The 18,114-nt window shown below is 68.1% G+C and carries 21 protein-coding genes; 10 read left to right on the top strand and 11 right to left on the bottom strand.

Features of this window, described 5'->3' with window-relative positions:
- Positions 1-48 precede the first annotated feature (48 nt).
- Both ASF51_RS02015 and ASF51_RS02010 read right to left on the bottom strand, forming a co-directional pair.
- Positions 49-540 carry a CarD family transcriptional regulator gene (locus ASF51_RS02015; protein WP_055924488.1) on the bottom strand — a complete coding sequence of 164 codons (492 nt, stop codon included), beginning with the start codon at positions 538-540 and terminating at the stop codon, positions 49-51.
- Positions 541-598: 58 nt separating this feature from the next.
- Complete coding sequence (locus ASF51_RS02010) at positions 599-1,201, bottom strand: TetR/AcrR family transcriptional regulator (protein WP_082479474.1); 603 nt, start codon at positions 1,199-1,201, stop codon at positions 599-601.
- Positions 1,202-1,291: 90 nt separating this feature from the next.
- On the opposite strand from ASF51_RS02010, the gene ASF51_RS02005 reads away from it, so the two are divergent.
- Positions 1,292-1,789: a MarR family winged helix-turn-helix transcriptional regulator gene (locus ASF51_RS02005; protein WP_055924482.1), complete on the top strand. Its 498-nt coding sequence runs from the start codon at positions 1,292-1,294 to the stop codon at positions 1,787-1,789.
- Between the two features lie 17 nt (positions 1,790-1,806).
- Positions 1,807-2,124: a hypothetical protein gene (locus ASF51_RS02000; RefSeq protein WP_055924479.1), complete on the top strand. Its 318-nt coding sequence runs from the start codon at positions 1,807-1,809 to the stop codon at positions 2,122-2,124.
- Positions 2,125-2,140: 16 nt separating this feature from the next.
- On the opposite strand, the gene ASF51_RS01995 is transcribed toward ASF51_RS02000, so the two are convergent.
- Complete coding sequence (locus tag ASF51_RS01995) at positions 2,141-3,235, bottom strand: FAD-dependent oxidoreductase (protein WP_055927712.1); 1,095 nt, start codon at positions 3,233-3,235, stop codon at positions 2,141-2,143.
- An 82-nt stretch (positions 3,236-3,317) separates the two neighbouring features.
- On the opposite strand from ASF51_RS01995, the gene ASF51_RS01990 reads away from it, so the two are divergent.
- Positions 3,318-4,007 (top strand): SOS response-associated peptidase, encoded by a 690-nt coding sequence (locus ASF51_RS01990; RefSeq protein ID WP_055924476.1) that lies wholly within the window; start codon positions 3,318-3,320, stop codon positions 4,005-4,007.
- An 83-nt stretch (positions 4,008-4,090) separates the two neighbouring features.
- Here the strand turns inward: ASF51_RS01990 and ASF51_RS01985 are convergent, their stop codons facing one another.
- Both ASF51_RS01985 and ASF51_RS01980 read right to left on the bottom strand, forming a co-directional pair.
- Positions 4,091-5,275, bottom strand: coding sequence for a M20/M25/M40 family metallo-hydrolase (locus ASF51_RS01985; RefSeq protein ID WP_082479472.1), 1,185 nt, complete (start codon positions 5,273-5,275; stop codon positions 4,091-4,093).
- Positions 5,276-5,326: 51 nt separating this feature from the next.
- Positions 5,327-5,962: a hypothetical protein gene (locus ASF51_RS01980; RefSeq protein ID WP_055924473.1), complete on the bottom strand. Its 636-nt coding sequence runs from the start codon at positions 5,960-5,962 to the stop codon at positions 5,327-5,329.
- Positions 5,963-6,083: 121 nt separating this feature from the next.
- Here ASF51_RS01980 and ASF51_RS01975 point away from each other — a divergent pair, with 121 nt between their 5' ends.
- A complete protein-coding gene (locus ASF51_RS01975; protein WP_055924470.1) occupies positions 6,084-6,794 on the top strand; it encodes a hypothetical protein in 711 nt (236 codons plus the stop codon).
- 25 nt (positions 6,795-6,819) lie between these two features.
- On the opposite strand, the gene ASF51_RS01970 is transcribed toward ASF51_RS01975, so the two are convergent.
- From ASF51_RS01970 to ASF51_RS01960, 3 genes are all read right to left on the bottom strand, one after another.
- Positions 6,820-8,274: an NAD(P)/FAD-dependent oxidoreductase gene (locus tag ASF51_RS01970; protein WP_055924467.1), complete on the bottom strand. Its 1,455-nt coding sequence runs from the start codon at positions 8,272-8,274 to the stop codon at positions 6,820-6,822.
- A 10-nt stretch (positions 8,275-8,284) separates the two neighbouring features.
- On the bottom strand, positions 8,285-9,304 hold the full coding sequence (locus ASF51_RS01965; protein WP_055924464.1) for an SDR family oxidoreductase: 1,020 nt from the start codon (positions 9,302-9,304) through the stop codon (positions 8,285-8,287).
- 127 nt (positions 9,305-9,431) lie between these two features.
- Positions 9,432-10,367 carry a linear amide C-N hydrolase gene (locus tag ASF51_RS01960; protein WP_055924461.1) on the bottom strand — a complete coding sequence of 312 codons (936 nt, stop codon included), beginning with the start codon at positions 10,365-10,367 and terminating at the stop codon, positions 9,432-9,434.
- A 71-nt stretch (positions 10,368-10,438) separates the two neighbouring features.
- Here ASF51_RS01960 and ASF51_RS01955 point away from each other — a divergent pair, with 71 nt between their 5' ends.
- The 4 genes from ASF51_RS01955 (at position 10,439) to ASF51_RS01940 (ending at position 13,526) form a co-directional block, all read left to right on the top strand.
- On the top strand, positions 10,439-10,882 hold the full coding sequence (locus tag ASF51_RS01955; RefSeq protein ID WP_055924458.1) for an SRPBCC family protein: 444 nt from the start codon (positions 10,439-10,441) through the stop codon (positions 10,880-10,882).
- Between the two features lie 34 nt (positions 10,883-10,916).
- Complete coding sequence (locus ASF51_RS01950; protein WP_055924455.1) at positions 10,917-11,291, top strand: VOC family protein; 375 nt, start codon at positions 10,917-10,919, stop codon at positions 11,289-11,291.
- 317 nt (positions 11,292-11,608) lie between these two features.
- Positions 11,609-12,826, top strand: coding sequence for a hypothetical protein (locus tag ASF51_RS01945; protein WP_055924452.1), 1,218 nt, complete (start codon positions 11,609-11,611; stop codon positions 12,824-12,826).
- A gap of 148 nt (positions 12,827-12,974) precedes the next feature.
- Positions 12,975-13,526 (top strand): dihydrofolate reductase family protein, encoded by a 552-nt coding sequence (locus ASF51_RS01940; protein ID WP_200926074.1) that lies wholly within the window; start codon positions 12,975-12,977, stop codon positions 13,524-13,526.
- A gap of 90 nt (positions 13,527-13,616) precedes the next feature.
- Here ASF51_RS01940 and ASF51_RS01935 read toward each other — a convergent pair whose 3' ends face one another.
- On the bottom strand, positions 13,617-14,633 hold the full coding sequence (locus ASF51_RS01935; RefSeq protein WP_055924446.1) for an LLM class flavin-dependent oxidoreductase: 1,017 nt from the start codon (positions 14,631-14,633) through the stop codon (positions 13,617-13,619).
- Between the two features lie 159 nt (positions 14,634-14,792).
- Between ASF51_RS01935 and ASF51_RS01930 the strand changes: the two genes are divergently transcribed.
- Together ASF51_RS01930 and ASF51_RS01925 are read left to right on the top strand one after the other, a co-directional pair.
- Entirely contained in the window at positions 14,793-15,482 is a 690-nt protein-coding gene (locus tag ASF51_RS01930; RefSeq protein ID WP_055924443.1) for an endonuclease/exonuclease/phosphatase family protein, read from the top strand.
- Positions 15,483-15,596: 114 nt separating this feature from the next.
- Positions 15,597-16,307 carry an SGNH/GDSL hydrolase family protein gene (locus ASF51_RS01925; RefSeq protein WP_235497101.1) on the top strand — a complete coding sequence of 237 codons (711 nt, stop codon included), beginning with the start codon at positions 15,597-15,599 and terminating at the stop codon, positions 16,305-16,307.
- Between the two features lie 59 nt (positions 16,308-16,366).
- Here ASF51_RS01925 and ASF51_RS01920 read toward each other — a convergent pair whose 3' ends face one another.
- Entirely contained in the window at positions 16,367-16,810 is a 444-nt protein-coding gene (locus tag ASF51_RS01920; protein WP_055924438.1) for an SseB family protein, read from the bottom strand.
- A gap of 47 nt (positions 16,811-16,857) precedes the next feature.
- Positions 16,858-18,024 carry an SGNH/GDSL hydrolase family protein gene (locus ASF51_RS01915; RefSeq protein ID WP_055924435.1) on the bottom strand — a complete coding sequence of 389 codons (1,167 nt, stop codon included), beginning with the start codon at positions 18,022-18,024 and terminating at the stop codon, positions 16,858-16,860.
- Positions 18,025-18,114 lie beyond the last annotated feature (90 nt).

The raw sequence follows: 18,114 nt of genomic DNA, 5'->3' as shown, positions 1-18,114 counted from the left end.
GGGGGACCGGTCGGCCTCTGCCCTACATCTCTCGATGCGATCGTCTGATTAGACGACGACCGCGTTCAGCACCTCGTCGAGCAGCAGCGACGCATCTTCGTCGCTGACGCTGCGGGCGAGTGCGAGCTCGGAGATGAGCACCTGCCGAGCCTTGAGCAGAAGGCGCTTCTCGCCGGCCGAGACGCCCTGTGCCTGCTCGCGGCGCCACAGGTCGCGCACGACCTCGGCGACGCGGTGCACACTGCCCGACGCCATCTTCTCCTGGTTGGCCTTGTAGCGGCGCGACCAGTTGCCCGGCTCCTCGACGAAGTCGTTCTGCAGAACGGCGAACACCTCGCCCACTCCGGCAGCGTCGATCACGTCGCGCACGCCCACGAGCTCGACGTTGTCGATGGGAAGCTTGATGATGAGGTCGCTCGTGTGCACTCGGAGCGTCATGTAGCGCTTGTCCTCGCCCTTGACCGTCTTGGTCTCGAGCTCCGTGATGGTGACCGCTCCGTGGTGCGGGTAGACGAGGGTTTCTCCGATATCGAATTTCACGGCTGGCTTCTCTTTTCTGTGTGACGTCGTGTGCGGCGGATAGATCTGGTGTGAGTGGTCAACTGAGCCGCGGGGGGAGCAGGGCGATGAGTTCATCGACCAGCTGGTCTGCGCTGATGTCGCGGTGGTCGGCGATCCAGGCGCTGAGCAGGCTCACCGTGCCGCCGGCCACGTAGGTCGCCGCGAGGCGTGCCCGGATGGCGTCGGCCTCGGATTCGGGCTCGTCGAACGACGCGAGCACCTGCTCGGCGTAGGCCGCGATGACGTCGTCGAACGCGCGGCGCGACAGGGGCAGGCCCAGGGCGTAGGAGTAGATGGACTCGCGCTGCGAGAAGTGCTGCACGAGCTGCGAATAGCTCTCGCGAAGCTCGGAGGCCGGGTCAGCAACGTTCGAGCTCGGCACGGTGATCGACGCGAACTCCTGTCTGAGCAGAGCGACCGCGAGGTCGTCGAGGCTCGAGAAGTGGGCGTAGAACGAGCTGCGGCTGATCTTCGCCTCGCGCACGATGTCGGTCACCGAGATGTCGCCGGAGTCGTGCGAGTGGAGGCGAGCGACCGCGGCGAGGATTCCCTGCCTCGTGCGAGCGGCCCTCGGGTCTGCCGGGGTGTCGGCGGAGGATCGAAAACTGTCGGTTAGAACAGCACTCCTCACAGTTGACATCACGGTAGTATAGCACGATTTCTCGGACACTTGTCCGAGAAAGAACAGAAGATGCCTAGCCTGCCTAGCAAGCGGCCGTAGAATCGACTCATGGAATCCTCGGAGACACGCGCTTCGGGCTACTGGTATGGCCTTGATCCCGAGGTCAAGACCGGAGTCGACGCACTCAATGCTCTCCGCAAGTATCGGGTGGCGGAGATGGCGATGCGTCGTCGAACCCGCGCTGCTCTCCGGCTCAACGAGACCGACGTGACAGCCCTTCGATTCGTCGTCAATGCCGAGCGTGATTCGCGGGCCGTGAGCCCGAAGGACCTGGCCGTGCATCTCGGCATCTCATCGGCATCCACGACCGTGCTCGTCGACAGGCTCGAGGCGAGTGGTCATCTGCTGAGGGACCGGCATCCGAGTGACGGACGTGCCGTCGTGCTGACCGCCACGCCTACGACGCACGCCGATATGCGTGAGGTCTTCGGCGACATGCACAGCCGCATGATGGACGTGGCCCGACAGCTCGACCCTCACGAGGCCACCATCGTCACGGCCTTTCTCGACCAGATGATCGATGCCGTGTCGCATGACGAGAAATAGCTAGATAAACTAACTAGGTGGGCAAACTCATCTATGGTCCGACGGGCCTCGAAATAGACATCGACGATCGTCTTCTCGCGCATCTGCGCGTCGTCGTCAACGCCAAGTTCCGGCGTGGAGAATCGTTCCTGTTCAACTGGGAGCACAACTCCGACGAGGGGAACGGGCGCAGCTCCATCTGGATGCACCCGACCATCCCCCTGCACATCCGCTTCTTCGGCAACAGGCAGCCCCCGGTGAACAGGGCGTGGATCGAAGCGCTCATGGTGACCGCGAACAGCGCCAACGGCATGGTGCTGATCCCCGAACCGGGAGGAACGGGACCGCAGGCGTAGCCTCAGGCGCAGGCGTTCAGGTGGCCCGCGCGTTCTGTGCCGCCAGGGCATCCATCACCTGGGTCGCGACGAGGCGACCCGCGCGATTCGCCCCGATCGTGCTGGCCTGCGGCCCGAACCCCGCGAGAAAGATGTTCGGATCGCGCAGGGAGCGACCGCGTTCGACGGCCACGCCGCCGCCCGATTCACGCAGTCGAAGCGGTGCGAGGTGGGCCAGCTCTGCTCGGAAGCCGGTCGCCCAGATGATGGCGTCGGCATGCTGGAACGACCCGTCGGCCCACCGAACGCGATCGGGTTCGATCGCCGAGAACATCTCTCGATCGACCAGCACTCCTCGCTCGCGGCCCGCCACGTTGCGGGGGCTCGCCGGCAGCCCTGTTCCGCTCGAGACGCTCGGAATGGGCAGGCCGGCGCGGGCTGCGGCGTCGGCGCGCTCGACGGCAGCGACCTTGGAATGCTCGTCCATGGTGAACTCCACCGGCCTCCGCGTGACCCAGGTGGTCGACGAGGCCACGTTCTCGAGCTCGAGCAGAAACCCGACGGCCGATGTTCCCCCGCCGACGACCACGACGTCGAGCCCGGCGAAGTCGCTCGCCGCCCGGTACTCGGGCGTCGAGATCTGGATGCCGGAGAAGGTCTCGGCGCCGGGATACGAGGGGCGGAACGGCCGCGCCCAGGTGCCGCTGGCGTTCACGACCACATCGGTACGCACGGTGCCGAGGTTCGTCTCCACCTCGTAGCGCCCGCCATCCACTCGCGCCACCCGTCTGACCTCGACCGGCCGCACGACCTCGAGGCCGAAGTGCCGCTCGTAGCGACCGTAGTAGTCGCCGACGACGTCTCGGGCCGGGAGGGTCTGGTCGGCCGTGGCGAAACTCACGCCCAGCTCCGACATGCCGGGCAGGTCGTCGACCTTGTGCGCGGTGTCGAGACGCAGCGACTCCCAGCGGAACTGCCATGCTCCGCCCGGCTGCGGCCCGCGGTCGAGCACGACGACGTCTTTCGCGGGCACGAGGCCCAGGCGGCGCAGGTGATAGGCGACCGACAGGCCGGCCTGCCCGGCGCCGATGATGACGACGCGGGTGTCGGTGACCGGAAGTGTGGTGCTCACGAGCGCATCAACCACCCGACCGCGGGTTTTATTGCAGCGCGGGGCTATTCCGGTGTCGGTGGTGCAGGGATAGCGTGGTGGCATGTGCGGACGCTTTGTCGTGGCCAGGGCCTCAGGAGACCTGCTTGAGGGCCTGATGCACGACCTGCCAGACCTCGAAGACAACTACAACGTGGCCCCGACCGACGACGTGGCGGTCGTGCGGCAGCGTCGCGAGCATCCGCGCGAGCTCGACGCCGTGCGCTGGGGCTTCGTTCCCGGGTGGTACCCCGACCTCACGAAGCGGCCGCAGCCCATCAACGCGCGCATCGAGACGGTGGCGACCTCGGGCATGTTCCGTAGGGCCTTTCAGGCGCAGCGCTGCATCGTGCCCGCGGCGGGCTACTACGAGTGGACGATCCTGCCCGACGGCTCGAAGCAGCCCCATTTCGTGTACGCGCCAGACCAGGCCCTCGCCATGGCGGGCATCGTGTCCGCCTGGCGCGACAAGGCGAAGTCCGACGACGACCCCGACCGGTGGGTCATCTCGATGGCCATCGTCACGCGAGATGCGCACGTGGCCCCCGGCGAGGTGCACGACCGCATGCCCGCGTTCCTCACGCCCGACGGCTACGACGCCTGGCTCGGCAGCGACCTCGACTCCGATGGGCTGCTTCACCTGCTCGATCGTGAGTCGCTCGAGGTGGCCCACGAGCTGCAGCACTACGAGGTGTCGAAACAGGTCAACAGCGTGCGCAACAACGGCCCGGAGCTGATCGAGCCGCTGGCCTGAGGGCCCTTCGACAGGCTCAGGGAACGGGCGGGTGGTTGCGCTTGGGGAACGGGCGGCGGTTGGGCTCAGGGGCGGGCTGGCGGCTACGCGCAGAAGTCGTCGATCGTGCCCTCGAGCACGCGGGCGACCGTCTCGACCGACGCGAGGTCGACCCACTCGCTGGCCGCATGAGCGCCGCCGCCGGTCACCCCGAAGAGCACAGACGGGATGCCCGCGGCCGCGAGCAGGGCGCAGTCCGTCCAGAACGGCTCGCCCCTCAGCACCGGCGGCCTGCCCGTGACGCGCTCGACGTTCGCGAGCACGCTCCGCACGACGGCCGACGAGCGATCCGCCTCGAACGGGGGCTCGGCGAGGCCGGGCACGATGCGGTACGAGAAACCCGGATGCTCGGCCGACACAGCGACCAGAAGCGCGTCGATCTCGGAGACGACGGTGTCGACATCCTGCCCCGGGAGCGTGCGCCACTCGACGCCGATCGTGCATTCGGCCGGGTAGCTCGACATCTCGACGCCGCCGCGCACCAGAGATGCGTGCACGTTGGCTGCCCCGAGAAACGGATGCTCGGGGCGGCTCGCGAGGTCGTTCGCCAGGTCGCCGAGGCGGGCGAGAAAGCGGCCCGCCTGCACGATGGCATCGCGGCCGAGGTCGGGGCGCGAGCCGTGGGCGGCGAGGCCGGTGATGATCACGTCGAGCCAGACGAGGCCGCGGTGCGCGAGGGTGACCTCGCCGTTGCTCGGCTCGACGACGATGGCGCCGTCGGCGGAGAAGGAGCGCAGGACCTCGATGGTTCCGGCGCTCTCGAACTCCTCGTCGGCGACGAGGGCCAGCACGATGTCGCCCCGGTGCGGGCGCTCCGCGGCCGTCGATGCGGCGACCATCATGGCGGCGATTCCCGACTTCATGTCGTAGCTGCCCCGCCCGAACATCGCACCGTCGCGGATCACCGGCGCGAGGCCGTCTCCGTCGTAACTGTCGAGGGAGACGGTGTCGATGTGGCCATTGAGCATGAGGGAGCGGCCGCCGCCCGTTCCGGCCCAGGTGGCGACGATCGACGGGCGGCCGGGAGTGGCCTCGAGACGCGAGATCTCGCATCCGCGCGGCGCCAGCCAGCTCGTGATGACGTCGGCGACCGCCGCCTCTCCTCGCCCCGTGCTGCCGAGGTCGGGATTCGAGGAGTCGACCTCGATCAGCTGTCGAAGCAGGGAGACCAGTTCGGACTCGCCGGTGCCGTCAGTGCTGCGGCCGGGGGTGTCGTCACTCTCGCTCATGACCCCATTGTCTCGCGGGGGAGGCCGCGACGGCGAGCCGGGCCCTCCCGCTCAGACGAGACCGTGGAACGCGCGGCGGTACTGGCGCGGTGTGCTCACCTCGAGCCCGGCGTGGAACCACGCCTCCGACAGCATCTCGGGAGGCGTCAGGCGCCTCACCTGTCGCAGGGAGAGCGACTGCCGGGCCCTGCTCGGCCCGCTCCACGAGACGATCGCCATGACGACGGCCAGCAGTGCGAGCGCACCGCACGCCATGGCGGTGACCTGCCACACGTCGAGGGGATCGGCGCTCTGGAGATACGACCAGATTGCCGCGGCGGCGAGCACGAGCGCTGCGACGAGCCAGAGGCTGCCCGAGACGCGCGATCGCCGCACGAGACGCTCGTAGGCGAGCAGTTGCACGGCATCCGCTCGTTTGCGGCGCTGGAAGTGCGCCTCGTGCAGCGCGCTGGTGAGCTCGTTGCGGATGACGGCGAGGTCCGAGTTCGTCGTCTCGGGCAGATCGGGGGCGGGAGCGGGTGCCGGATCGTGCGTGGGATCGGGCGAGGGGTCGGGTGCCGGGTCGTGCGTCGTGACCGGCTCGGGGAGCGAGAGCTGCTTCGTCGCACCTTCGTCGGCGAGCGGCTCGTCGCCGGCAGCGGCCGGTTCGCTCTGGTGGTTCAGTTCGGCGGATTCTGCTGCAGTCATGGCGGGGATCTCCTCGTTGTACGACCCCCACTCTTCACCGAATGTACAACATGGCTGAAAAAATAACGGGAAGACATTCCCGCGTCGATAAATCCTCAGCTATTCGATGTATTCTCAACGCATGACCGTCGTTTCGACCACTGATGAGCGCGCGCTCGTGCGTGCTCTCCTCGCCGAGCACGGCGTCGCGGGCGCCGCGTTCTTCGGCCGTTTCGTCAACGACAGTCGCTACTTCGACAACTCCGCCTTCGACTCCCGCGCGGCGACTCCCGTGCTCGTCGACGTGCTTCCTCGACTGACAGACCCCGCCGTGATCGAGACGGTCGCCCTGCACCTGAAGAACCCCGCAGCCCGGCCGAAGGCGTTCGGTGCGCTGTACTCGGCATTCCTCGAGTGGGGTACCGCATCGCGAGGCAGGGTCGGCTGGCAGCTGGGAGAGGCTCTCGTGAACGCGGCGCCCCTGCGCGAGGCACCCGTGCTGATCGACATCGTCACCGACCCCCGCTACGGCGTGAATCGACAGCAGGTCGTGCTGGGTCTTCCGCGCTTCCGCCGAGCACTCGGCACGGAGCGCACGCTACGCGAGCTCATCCACGACCCGGAGGTGGCCCAGCAGGCCATGTACGCGCTGCGCCGGGTGGTCGGTCCACAGCAGACCGTCGATGCGCTCGAAGGAGTGCGGCAGGCTCACCCCGGCACCGTTCTCGAGCGCCAGGCCCGTCACGAGATCCGCAAGATCAACCGCGCGCTGCGTCGGCAGGATGGCGGCGGTGTCGATCCGACGGGCGCCGAGCTCGGCCAGTCGTTGCCGCTCGACGCCTTGTCGGCCTAGCGCTCGACCGCGGCGCGGGCCTCGCTCAGTATCCGGGGGCGAGCGACGGCATATGCCCGATGCCGAAGCTGTGCTTCAGCGCGCTCTTCGCCGCGTACCAGCCCGCGAGACCGTGCACTCCCGGCCCGGGCGGGGTCGACGACGAGCACAGGTAGATTCCGGATGCCGGGGTGCGCCACGGGTCGAGCGAGAGCACGGGCCGACGCACCAGTTGCGACAGCGTCGCCGCACCCGCCGCGATGTCGCCTCCGATGTAGTTGGGGTTGTAGTTCTCCATGTCTCGCGCGGTCATGCTCGACGAGGCGAGGATCAGGTCGCGGAAGCCGGGCGCGAACCGTTCGAGCTGCGTGATGATGGCCTCGGTCTGGTCGATCGTCGAGTCCTTCGGCACGTGCGTGTATGCCCAGAGCACGTGCTTTCCCTCGGGCGCGCGCGACGGGTCGAAGCTCGACGGCTGGGCGACGAGCACGTAGGGGTTCGACGTGTGTCGGCCCGACGCGACCTCGGCCTCCGACGCTGCGATCTCGGCTCGGGTGCCGCCCACGTGCACGGTTCCCGCCTTGCGCAGCTCGGCGTTCGACCACGGCACGGGCCCCGAGAGGGCGAAGTCGACCTTGGCGACGCCGTTGCCGTAGCGGAACGTGCGCAGCGCGTCCGTGTAGACGGTGGGCAGCCGTCGTCCTGCGATGTCGGCGACAGCGCGCGGGGTCGTGTCGAAGAGCACGGCCGTCGACGACGGAAGCTGCTCGAGCGACCGGATGCCGGCATCCGTCTCGATCTGCCCGCCGTGGGCCACGAGATCCGCGGCCATCGCATCCACGATCGCCTGGCTTCCGCCGACCGGAACGGGCCAGCCGCGACCGTGTGCGTAACTTCCGAGGCTCAGGGCGGCGGCCGCCGTGACGGGGCTGGGCATCGGCCGGATGGCGTGGGCCGCGACACCGGCGAGCATCGCGGGCGCCACATCGCCCTCGAAACGCAGGTTCCAGGTGGGCAGTCCCTGTTCGAGCACGCGCAGGCCGAACAGAGCTGCCGTGATCGGCTGGCGCGGGGCCATGAGCAGGTTCGATCCGGCGAGTCGGGCGACCTGGTCGGCGCGCTCGACGAGAGGTGCCATGAGCGAGTGGAAGGCGGCCCCGTCGCGTCCGAGTGCCCCGGCGGTGCGGTCGAGGTCGTGATACGCGATGCCGGCGCGGCCGCCATCGAGCGGATGCCCGTACGACACCTCGGGGAGCACGAGGTCGATGCGTTCTTCGAGCCGGAAGCGCTGGAAGAACCCGGAGGCCAGGGCCATGGGGTGCACGGCAGAGCAGACGTCGTGGAGGAAGCCCGGCAGGGTGAGCTCCTTCGAGCGCGCCCCGCCGCCGATGGTGGAGTTCTTCTCGAACACGCGAACCGACAGCCCGGCGCGCGCCAGGGTCACCGCTGCCGCGAGACCGTTCGGACCCGCGCCGACAACGACGGCATCGACTTCGCTCATGCGGCCCAGCCTACGACCGGCGCAGGCGCGAGACGAGCGCGGTGGCCGCCACTGCGGCGCCCCCGACGGCGGCGGTACCGAGGCCGATCGCGGCCGCGGCCATCGTCTTGCGGTGGCCGATCGCCCAGGTCGCCGGGCTGCCGTTGCGGGACTCGCTGCCGAAGATGCCGCGCGCGCCCTTGTCGCCGCTCGCCGGCTCGTAGAGGTTGTTCGGCAGCATGGCCTCGACCTTCTCCGGGGCCTGCTGGCCGTCGTAGGCGGCGTTCGCCAAGTAGTTGTCGAGCCAGCCGGCCACGAAGCGGTTGCCCAGCACGGTCATGATGGTGGGCTCTCCCACCCAGGTGCGTCGCCGGGGGTGGTCGGCGACGTCGGCCACAGCCTTGGCTCCGACCTCGGGCTGGTAGATCGGCTTGACCGGCTGCGGGTGATTCGGAAGCTGCGACTTGACCCAGTTGAACTGGATGGTGTTGAGCGCCGGCATGTCGACCGTCGAGATGCGAACGGGGCTCTTGGCGTGGATGAGTTCGGTGGTCACCGACTCCGTGAAGCCCTGCACGGCGTGCTTCGCTCCGCAGTAGGCGGCCTGCAGCGGGATGCCGCGGTGCGCGAGGGCGGATCCGATCTGGATGACGTGGCCGCGCTCGCGGGGAACCATGCGGGAGAGGGCGGCCCGCGTTCCGTTGACGAAGCCGAAGTAGTTCACCTGGGTGGCGCGCTCGAAGTCTTCGGGGGCGGTCGTGAGGAACTCGCCGAACACTCCGACCATGGCGTCGTTGACCCAGAGCTCGATGGGCCCGAGCTCGTCTTCGACCTGGTCGGCGGCCGACTCGACGGCCTCGCGGTCGGCGACGTCGGTGCTGATGCCCAGCCCGCGGCCTCCGCGAATCCGCACATCCGACACGGCACCCGCCAGCCCGTCCTCGCCGCGGGCGAGGACGGCGACGTCCCATCCCCGATCGGCGAGCTCCCGCACGATGGCTCTGCCGAGCCCGGCGGTTCCTCCGGTGACGACGGCTACTCCACGAGTCATGACAATCCTTCGATTCGTCGGGCGGTGCCGGATGCGGCGCGAACTGTCCCGAGGTATCGAGTCTGTGCCACGGCGGTACGCTGCGCCGCCCCGTCGACAGGATCCGATTCGTGGCGTATGGCGTCGCTCAGTAGGCGAGCTCGGCTCTCGCGAGATTCCCCGTCACGTCGCCGATCAGGTCGTCGAGGCGCGGATTCAGGGCCAGCAGCTCCGTGCCGTCGGCGAGCGCGGCCAGATCGACCCAGATGACGGACGGGCTGAGCGTCGACCAGAAGTAGTACACGCGATTGGTCACGTCGCTGGCCGCATGCCACCACGTGGGGTACACGCCGCCGTCGCTGTACGGCGCTCCCGGAGGAACAGCCGCGTTCTGCGTGACCCGGAACACCCCGGCCACCGTCTCCGCGATGCTCGCGGGCTCGGGCAGGTAGTGCCTGAAGTAGCTCGCCCGCACGAAGCGGTCGAGCGAGGTGATGTCTCCGGGAGGCGTGAGCTCTCCGCCGAACGGGGCATAGCGGGCGAGGTTGGCCAGCTGCTCGTCGAAGTCGGGGGAGTTCGCCATGACGGTGAACTCCTTGCCGTGGTGCACGACCAGCTCGCCGTTGATGGGCTCGATGATCGCCGAGTCGCCCGACGGGTCTTCGAGGGCGAGGTGGGCGCCCATGTACTGCCCCCTGATGGGCGGCGCGATGAGCTGCACGTCGTCGATGTGATCGAGCACCTCGGCGACGGTCGCGAAGTGGTCGAGCACGTACTGCACCCACAGTTCTATGGTGATCGTGGGCGCGCCCGTGCCCGTGGGTGGCTCGATACCGTCGAGGAACAGCGCGTGTGCCGCCAGCCCCTTCTCGTTCATGCCGTCGGACGTGCCGATGTTCCACATGCTGAGAGCGACGCTCGAGTACGTCGACCGCCACGTGGCGGCATCCGACTGCGAGCCGCCCGAGCGTTCGAGGCCACGAGGGTGGAACCACAGCTCGGGCTCGTCGCTCACCTCCCAGTCCATGCAGCGCGAGGTGACCTTCGCGATGGGGTTGTCGTTCCAGAAGACACGGGTGCACATAGGGCCGAGACTACTGCCCACGAACCGCAAGCCCTAGACCCCCGTTCGTGGATGCCGGATGCTGGTGTGTCATGTCGACAAACGTCCGAGAGATGGCCTGTTCGCCCGAGGATGTCTTCGCCGTGCTCGCCGACGGGTGGCTGTTTCCCACGTGGGTGGTGGGGTCGTCGCGCATGCGCGACGTGGAGAAGGCGTGGCCCGCCGAGGGCTCGCACCTGCACCACTCGTTCGGCTCGTGGCCGGCGGTCATCGACGATGAGACCACGATGCACGAATGGGATCCGCCGCGACACATGCTGATCGTCGCCAAGGGCTGGCCCATCGGTGAGGCCTCCGTGCAGATCGACGTGAAGCCTCGGGGCTCCGGATGCGTGGTGCGCATCATCGAGAAGGCCGTCGCTGGGCCGGGAAAGTACATTCCGCCGGCGCTGCTCGACATCGGACTGTACGTGCGGAACATCGAGACGCTCCGCCGACTGGCGTACATCGCCGAGGGCAAGGCCGACGGCAAATAGCACGACCCACACCACCAATCGAAAGGCTCCACCCATGCTGAAAGACCACCCCGTCGACGTTGTGCTGCTCTCGAAAGACCTGGATGCGTCGCGCGAGTTCTATGAGAAGCGACTCGGCCTCGATGTGATCGAGGCCACAGACACCGCCATCACCTATGCCTCGGGCAACACCCGTCTGAAAGTGACGGCATCGACCGTCGGCACGAAAGACGAGCAGACCCAGGCGGAGTGGCGGGTTCTCGACCTGCGCGCCGAGCTCGATGAGCTGAAGCACCGCGGCGTCGAGCCCGAGAACTACGACACCGACGAATTGAAGACGGTCGACGGCATCGCCGATCAGGGTGATGCCTGGGTCGCCTACCTGATCGACCCCGACGGCAACGCGCTCGGCATAGGCCAGGCGAAGTAGGGCGTTCTCAGCAGTCCCCGCTGCGAACATCGCCGAGGCCGCTCGGTATGGCGTGTGCCGTGCCGGCCCACGGGGGCATGTGCAGGCACGGCACACGGGTGGTGTTCGGAGCCCGGGCCGTCAGGGTTTGGGTCGAAGCCCGAAAAAAAGAAAAATCCCCATTTATGAGTATTTGCTGTTAGTTTTTCCCTGTATCGATGGGGGCGTCGATGCATCGCGAACCCGACTGCGGGCAGAAGTCACTGGTGACCTCGGCCGTCGTTCGGACTCACTACAGAGCGCGATGACGCGCCCGACCATCAGGAGAACCACACACAATGACGTCAATTCTCAAGCGCACCTTCGCGGTGCTGGGTGTCGCAGCCCTCACCGCCGCCGGTGTCGCACTCACAGCTGCGCCCGCGCAGGCCCTGCCCGGCTCCGTCACCTTCGAAGAGGGCAACTGCGCCATCAGCACCGGCGAAGGAACGGTCGACGGGCTGGCATTCACGGTCACGAACGCCGACACGACCGATGAAGACCTCACGTACGAGGTCGTCATCAACTTCGACACCGTCGATCAGACGATCACCCTCGGGCCGGGCGAGTCCCAGCGCACGGTGCTCGAGCTTCCCGAAGACGAGAACACCACCGTGCAGGTACGAGGCAACGGAGGCTTCTTCGGAGGCAACCTCGCGTCGGTCGACTGCGTGGGCAACTACAGCCCCGACGTGACCGGCAGCATTGAGGCATCCTGTCTGTTCGACACCGGCGGAACCGAGGAACCCGGTCTCGGTGTGCTGCTGACAGCCGACAACTCGGACGGCGACACTGTGACCGAGTACTACTTCACCGTCGGCGACGTGTCGCTCGAGGGTGGCCAGCTCGACCCGGGCGAGGTGCGCCAGCGATCGACCACTCTCGACGAGGACACCCCGACGCACGTCGAGGTCGGCTCGGTCGACGAAGAGGGCGACTACCGCGTTCTCGCCGAGGCGGACATCACGCTCAACTGCATCGCCGACACCCCCGTGATCACGTCGCCCACGGAGGGACAGGTGCTCATCGGATCGCCGACGACGATCACGGGAACCGGCACCCCCGGTGACCAGATCGCGCTGTTCGTCGTCGAGGCCGCCGTCTTCGACGCGGCCGCCGAGGACGCCGGACCTGCTGCCCTGGCGGTGCCCGTGACGGTGCCCACTGTCGACGAGGATGGCGTTCTGATCTTCGAAGCGACGGTCGACGAGAACGGCGAGTTCGCCGCTCAGACCCCGCTGGCGATCGGTGACTACGTCACCTTCGCCATCGCAGCCCGGGATGCCACCGACGAGTCCGATGCGTCGGTCTCCGGGCAGAGCAACGTCGTGCGCTTCTCGGTCGCCGCCGCACCGGTCGTTCCGGTGAACCCTGCTGTTCCCGCCGGAACCGCAGCCACGGGTGGCAAGACGCTGGCCTCGACGGGCTTCGCACCCGTGCTGCCCATCTCGATCGCGGGCGGTCTGCTGCTCGCCGGTGCCGCGGTCTTCATGCTGCGACGCCGCTCGGCTGAGTAGTTCACCACCAGCAGTGCCCACTGCGGACGAGAGGTACCGGTGCACCGGTCCCTCCAGTCCGCAGTGGGCACTTCTCTGCCTGCGGTCGGCGGCGTAGCATCAGGTCACTGCCGTGCGGAGTGGATGAGCGGGAGGCATCGTGCGCCGAGTGACCTATTCGATGAGCGTGTCGCTCGACGGTTTCGTCGAGGGGCCCGACGGGGACTTCTCCTGGCCCGGCCTGAGCGACGAGGTCTTCGACATCGCCCTCCGCGAGATCAGCGATGTCGGAGTGCATCTCCTGGGCCGACGCCTCTACGAGGCGATGCTCTACTGGGATACCGTCGACATCGACACGCTCCCCGCGCCGCGCCGCGAGTGGGTCACGCGCTGGAACGCCCTGCCGAAGGTCGTGTTCTCTACGACCCTGTCGAGCGTCCAGGGCAAAGCCCGCCTCGCGTCCGGTGGCCTGGCCGACGAGATCGAGCGCCTGCGATCAGGGCCGGATGAGGGCGACATCGCCATCGGCGGCGCCACCCTCGCCGCCGAAGCGGCCAGGCTCGGACTCATCGACGAGTACTACCTGAGGGTGTTCCCCGTGCTCGTCGGGGGAGGGCTGCCGTTCTTCGCCCGAGACGAGCAGCGGCGCGACCTCGAGCTTCTCGAGTCCCGATCATTCGAGTCGGGAGTCGCCTACCTGCGCTACGCGGTGCGCCACTGACGCGCATCCGGAAACGGGGGTTTCGAGTGGCGTCTTCGTGCCCATCCCGCCTCAGCGGATGGGCATCACGGCGCCACTCGAACCCTTCGGCTAGCCCAGTTCGGGCAGGATGTGCTTCACGATCGTCTCGAGCAGGTGGGCGTTGTAGTCGACCCCCAGCTGGTTCGGAATCGTGACCAGCACGGTGTCGGCGTCGCGCACGGCCGCGTCGTCGAGCAATTCCTTGACGATGGCGTCGGGCTCGCCCACGTAGCTCTTGCCGAAGCGGGCGATCCCGTTGTCGAGGTAGCCCACCTGGTCTTCGCGGTCGCGGCTCATGTCGCCGAAGTAGGCGCGGTCCTGATCGGTGGTGATCGGCAGGATGCTGCGGCTCACCGACACGCGCGGCTCGCGTTCCCAGCCGGCGTCCTTCCATGCGGCGCGGTACAGCGCGATCTGCTCGGCCTGGAGGTCGCCGAACGGCACGCCGGTGTCCTCCGAGAGAAGGGTCGAGCTCATCAGGTTCATGCCCTGCTCGGCCGTCGACACGGCGGTCGCCCGTGTGCCCGATCCCCACCAGATGCGGTCGGCCAGACCCGGCGACTGGGGCAGGATGCCGAGGGGCTGGCTCACGCCCGTCATCTGCGGGTTGCTCATGGCCACGCCGGCATCGGTGATGGCCGCGCGGAACAGTTCGGTGTGCGCCCGGGCGAGGTCGGCATCCGTCGTGCCGTCTTGCGGAACGAAGCCGAACGACTCGGAGCCGCGGAGCGCGGTCTCGGGTGATCCACGGCTCACGCCGAGCTGCAGTCTGCCGCCCGAGATGAGGTCGGCGGTCGCGGCCTCTTCGGCCATGTAGAGCGGGTTCTCGTAACGCATGTCGATCACGCCGGTGCCGAGCTCGATCTTCGAGGTGCGGGCGGCCATGGCCGAGAGCAGCGGAAACGGCGACGCGAACTGTCGGGCGAAGTGGTGCACGCGCATGTACGCGCCGTCGACGCCGATCTCCTCGGCGGCCACCGCCAGCTCGATCATCTGCAGGTGCGCGTCTGCTGCGGTTCGCGTCAGCGATCCGGGGATCGGCTTCCAGTGACCGAAGGAGAGGAACCCGATTTTCTTCATGTTCATGTGAACGCATGAACGCGAGCGTGTATTCCTCGCGCCCCGTCCAGCGAACGGGCGCATTAAGAGGACGTAAACAATAAAAGGCACAGCCGCAACCGATCCAAATCCCAGCCGGTCACGAATAGTCTGTCGTCTAGCAGACCTGCGAGAGGACCACCCGGAATGCGCGTTTTGAGTTACAACCTTCGGAACAACAGTGCCAGCGGCGAACTCGCAGCCCTCACCGATGACTTCGATGCCGACATCTTCTGTGTGCAGGAGGCCGACACCGCCTCGCTTCCGTCGACGATGGGGCACCTCACCATGTCGCACGCCACCACGGAGAACCGGCTCGGCCTCGCGCTCTACTATCGGGCCGAGCGCTTCTCCGTCGAGGACAGCACCACCTTCACCCTCAAGAAGTCCATGCACGACAGGGTCATGTCTCCCGGCACCCAGCGCCTGCTCGGTGCCCGGTTGCATGATCACGAGACCGACCGCTCCTTCGTCGCCGCGTCGTTCCACGCCGCGCCGCTCACGGCATCCAATTCTCTGCGTCGAACCCAGATCACTGCCGCCCACGAAGAGCTGCAGCGTATCGGCGTCGACATTCCCATTCTCATGGTGGGCGACTTCAACTACCCGCTGTTCCAGAACAAGCTGCGCGCCGGTATCAAGGATTCGGGTTACGAGCTCTCGCTGAGTGACAGCGTGACCTACCTGCGCTACAAGTGGGTGCGCGGCCACTTCGACTTCGTGACCTCGAACGGGTTCCGCATCGACGAGGTCAAGACGCTTCCGCAGGGCGACTCCGACCACCTGCCCATTCTGGTGAAGGCCGAGTACGACATGGCCGGGGTCGTCGGCGACTAATCGTCCGGCTCCGTCGACGTGGGCATGCGATCCGGCGCTCGCGGACGGGATGGCTCGTCCGCGCGCCGAGCCACCTTCCGGCCGGCCGAGAAACCGGCACGTCGTCTCGCCGTGGTGGCCGCGGCGATTGTCGTCGTCGCGGCTGCGTCGTCGTTCGCGCTGATGATGGGCGGCGAACCTCAGCGGGAGTTGGTCGAGGGTTCCGTTCGGCACATTCCGGTCACCGAGGAGGTCGCTGCGCCCGCGGCGCCGACCCCGACAGTTCCCGTCTCGGTGCTCAGCGATTCGCACGCGTACTTCGCCGAATCATGGTGGAGGCAGACGGTCGTGGCGAATGCCGTCGAGGGTGCGTCGCTGGGCGCGTTCGCGTCACAGCCCGGAGCGGTCGCTGCGACCATCGCATCCGGTCTCGATGAGGCCACCGCCGCCGCGCAGAACGGCTACGTGCTCGTGCAGGCCGGAACCAACGACCTGCGCGCCGGTCGCTCGCCTGCCCAGGCGGCGGCCGACATCCAGAGCCTGTGGGCGGGTGTACGCGAGCGCGGGTCGACGCCGATCGCTGTGCTCGTGCCGCCGTCGGCCGAAGTCGGTGCCGAGGTCATCGAGCTCAACCGGCTGCTGGCCGGGGCGGCTCGTGCCGACGGCATCGCGATTCTGGATGTCTACACGCCGGTCGCGGACGCGGGCGGCGGCTGGCAGGCGGGCATGTCGGACGACGGCACGCACGCGAACCTCGCCGGCGCGTCGCTGCAGGCGAACGAGGTGATCGCGCAACTGCCCGGGATCCTGGCCGGAAGGCTGGGCCAGCTGGCACCCGTCCCCTGACCCCCGCCGTTCCCTGAGCGACCCCGTTCCCTGAGCCTGTCGAAGGGACCCCCGAAGCCCTACCCCTGCTGCGACTCGGCGAAGTCGCGCCGGATCGCGGCCAGCGCCCCGGGTGACAGCTCGAAGCCGATCGGATGTCCGGGGTTGACCACGATGCCCACCTCATCGGCGACGCTCGCCACGAAGCGTCCGCCGGTGAGGGTGACCGCATGCGGTGCGACCTCGAGGTACTCGGCCGGCACGCGTCCGAGGTCGGTGAAGAGCGGCAGCATGGGCGCCCCGTCGGTCGTGCTGAGAACCAGGGGACTGAACCCCTGTGACGCGTCGGCGGATGCCTCGGTGCGGCTCAGTGCGTAGACCGGGGTCGTGAGAAAGGCCGAGATGAAGACCGTCTGCCGCACCTCGCCCCGGATGCCGTCGAGCATGGACTGCTCGAGCTCGTTGTGCACGGGGTCGGCCGCGAGGCGGGCGTCGAAGTCGGATGTGCCGGCGGAGTTTGTCACCCGTCAAGCGTATCGAGCGCGGCTACCCGATCAGCGCAATCGTGCTGTCACCGAGACGCTGCGGTGCGCCGCGCCCTCACGGCGAAGCCGCCGCCGACCAGCAGCAGGGCCAGAGCCAGCCCTCCCACGAGAGGCCCGGCATCCAGGCCCGTGTTGGCGAGCGCGGGCTTCGGCGCGACCGCGGCGGGTCCGGATGCGACGGGGTCGGTCGTCGGGGTGACGGTCGGCACGACCGCGGGGAACGCGGCGTCGAATGCGAGGCTGACGGAATCGGTGAGGAACGTCTCACCCAGCGCGTTCGGGTGCAGCGATGAGGCGAAGCCGGTCTCGCTGAGCGTCACGCCGTTGATGTACGGCGTTCCAGCGGAGGCGCAGGCGCTGTGACCGGCGCTGCCGGCGAAGGTCGGAAAGTAGGTGAAGCCGGCATTGGCCGCGGAGGCCTGGATGGCGGCATCGAGCTTCTGCTCCGTTGCGCGCAGGTAGGCCGTGTCGATCGTGGTGAAGGGGAACGAGTTCGGTGTCGTGAAGGCGTCGGTGAAGCATCCGGCTTCGGGAATCGTGTCGGGGAACAGTCCCGGGTACCCGACGACGAAGACCGTGGCGTTTGGAGCCGCGGCGGCGATCGCCGCGTAGGTGATGGCGAGGTCGGGGGCGACCTGCGCCGCGATCCTGGCGGCCAGGAGGTCGACCTGTGCGTTGTAGAGGCTTGCGCAGTTCTGCGCCGGCGGATTGGCGAAGACCAGCGGGCCGTCGGGGCCCGCCGCAATGCACGACCCGGCGATCTCTTGGAAGCCGAGGTCGTTGCCGCCGATGGTGATCGTCACGATGTCGGTGTCGGCGGAGAGAGCCTCGATCTGGGGGCCGACCCCGGCATACTGCGAGGTGACGGACACGTCGTCGGTCGTGGCACCCGAGCAGGAGACGTCGGTGAGTGACAGGCCGTAGGCCGCCGCCAGCTGGTGGGGGAAGTTGACCGCGCTCTGGCCGCATTCCGGAATGGGCAGGGCGGTGCCCGGCTCCAGCCCGAGGCCGGCCGAGTACGAGTCTCCGAGCGCGACGTAGTCGAGGCCCGCGGTCACCTCGGGCACGCCGGGTGCGGGTGCCGCCGTCGAGACCGAGGCGGTGAGCATCGATCCTGCGGCCAGGCCCAAGGTGATGATGGCGGCGCTGATGAAGCGGGCACGCGTGTGCCCGGAAGTGCTGTGTGACGTCATTGTGGAGTCCCCCTCAGCGGACATACTACGGGTTGTAACGGGTGCGCCGCTCGCCGCATTCGTCAGATGCCCGAGGGCGACACGAACGCA

It is taken from the genome of Agreia sp. Leaf283, assembly GCF_001422485.1.
Classification (GTDB): domain Bacteria; phylum Actinomycetota; class Actinomycetes; order Actinomycetales; family Microbacteriaceae; genus Agreia.
This window is presented reverse-complemented; position numbering and strand designations above follow the sequence as displayed.

Coding starts and splice junctions, on each gene's coding strand:
- ASF51_RS02010 (WP_082479474.1), bottom strand. CDS start 1,201: ATGTCAACTGTGAGGAGTGCTGTTCTAACCGACAGTTTTCGATCCTCC.
- ASF51_RS02005 (WP_055924482.1), top strand. CDS start 1,292: ATGGAATCCTCGGAGACACGCGCTTCGGGCTACTGGTATGGCCTTGAT.
- ASF51_RS01990 (WP_055924476.1), top strand. CDS start 3,318: ATGTGCGGACGCTTTGTCGTGGCCAGGGCCTCAGGAGACCTGCTTGAG.
- ASF51_RS01985 (WP_082479472.1), bottom strand. CDS start 5,275: ATGAGCGAGAGTGACGACACCCCCGGCCGCAGCACTGACGGCACCGGC.
- ASF51_RS01980 (WP_055924473.1), bottom strand. CDS start 5,962: ATGACTGCAGCAGAATCCGCCGAACTGAACCACCAGAGCGAACCGGCC.
- ASF51_RS01975 (WP_055924470.1), top strand. CDS start 6,084: ATGACCGTCGTTTCGACCACTGATGAGCGCGCGCTCGTGCGTGCTCTC.
- ASF51_RS01970 (WP_055924467.1), bottom strand. CDS start 8,274: ATGAGCGAAGTCGATGCCGTCGTTGTCGGCGCGGGTCCGAACGGTCTC.
- ASF51_RS01965 (WP_055924464.1), bottom strand. CDS start 9,304: ATGACTCGTGGAGTAGCCGTCGTCACCGGAGGAACCGCCGGGCTCGGC.
- ASF51_RS01960 (WP_055924461.1), bottom strand. CDS start 10,367: ATGTGCACCCGTGTCTTCTGGAACGACAACCCCATCGCGAAGGTCACC.
- ASF51_RS01955 (WP_055924458.1), top strand. CDS start 10,439: ATGTCGACAAACGTCCGAGAGATGGCCTGTTCGCCCGAGGATGTCTTC.
- ASF51_RS01950 (WP_055924455.1), top strand. CDS start 10,917: ATGCTGAAAGACCACCCCGTCGACGTTGTGCTGCTCTCGAAAGACCTG.
- ASF51_RS01945 (WP_055924452.1), top strand. CDS start 11,609: ATGACGTCAATTCTCAAGCGCACCTTCGCGGTGCTGGGTGTCGCAGCC.
- ASF51_RS01935 (WP_055924446.1), bottom strand. CDS start 14,633: ATGAACATGAAGAAAATCGGGTTCCTCTCCTTCGGTCACTGGAAGCCG.
- ASF51_RS01930 (WP_055924443.1), top strand. CDS start 14,793: ATGCGCGTTTTGAGTTACAACCTTCGGAACAACAGTGCCAGCGGCGAA.
- ASF51_RS01915 (WP_055924435.1), bottom strand. CDS start 18,024: ATGACGTCACACAGCACTTCCGGGCACACGCGTGCCCGCTTCATCAGC.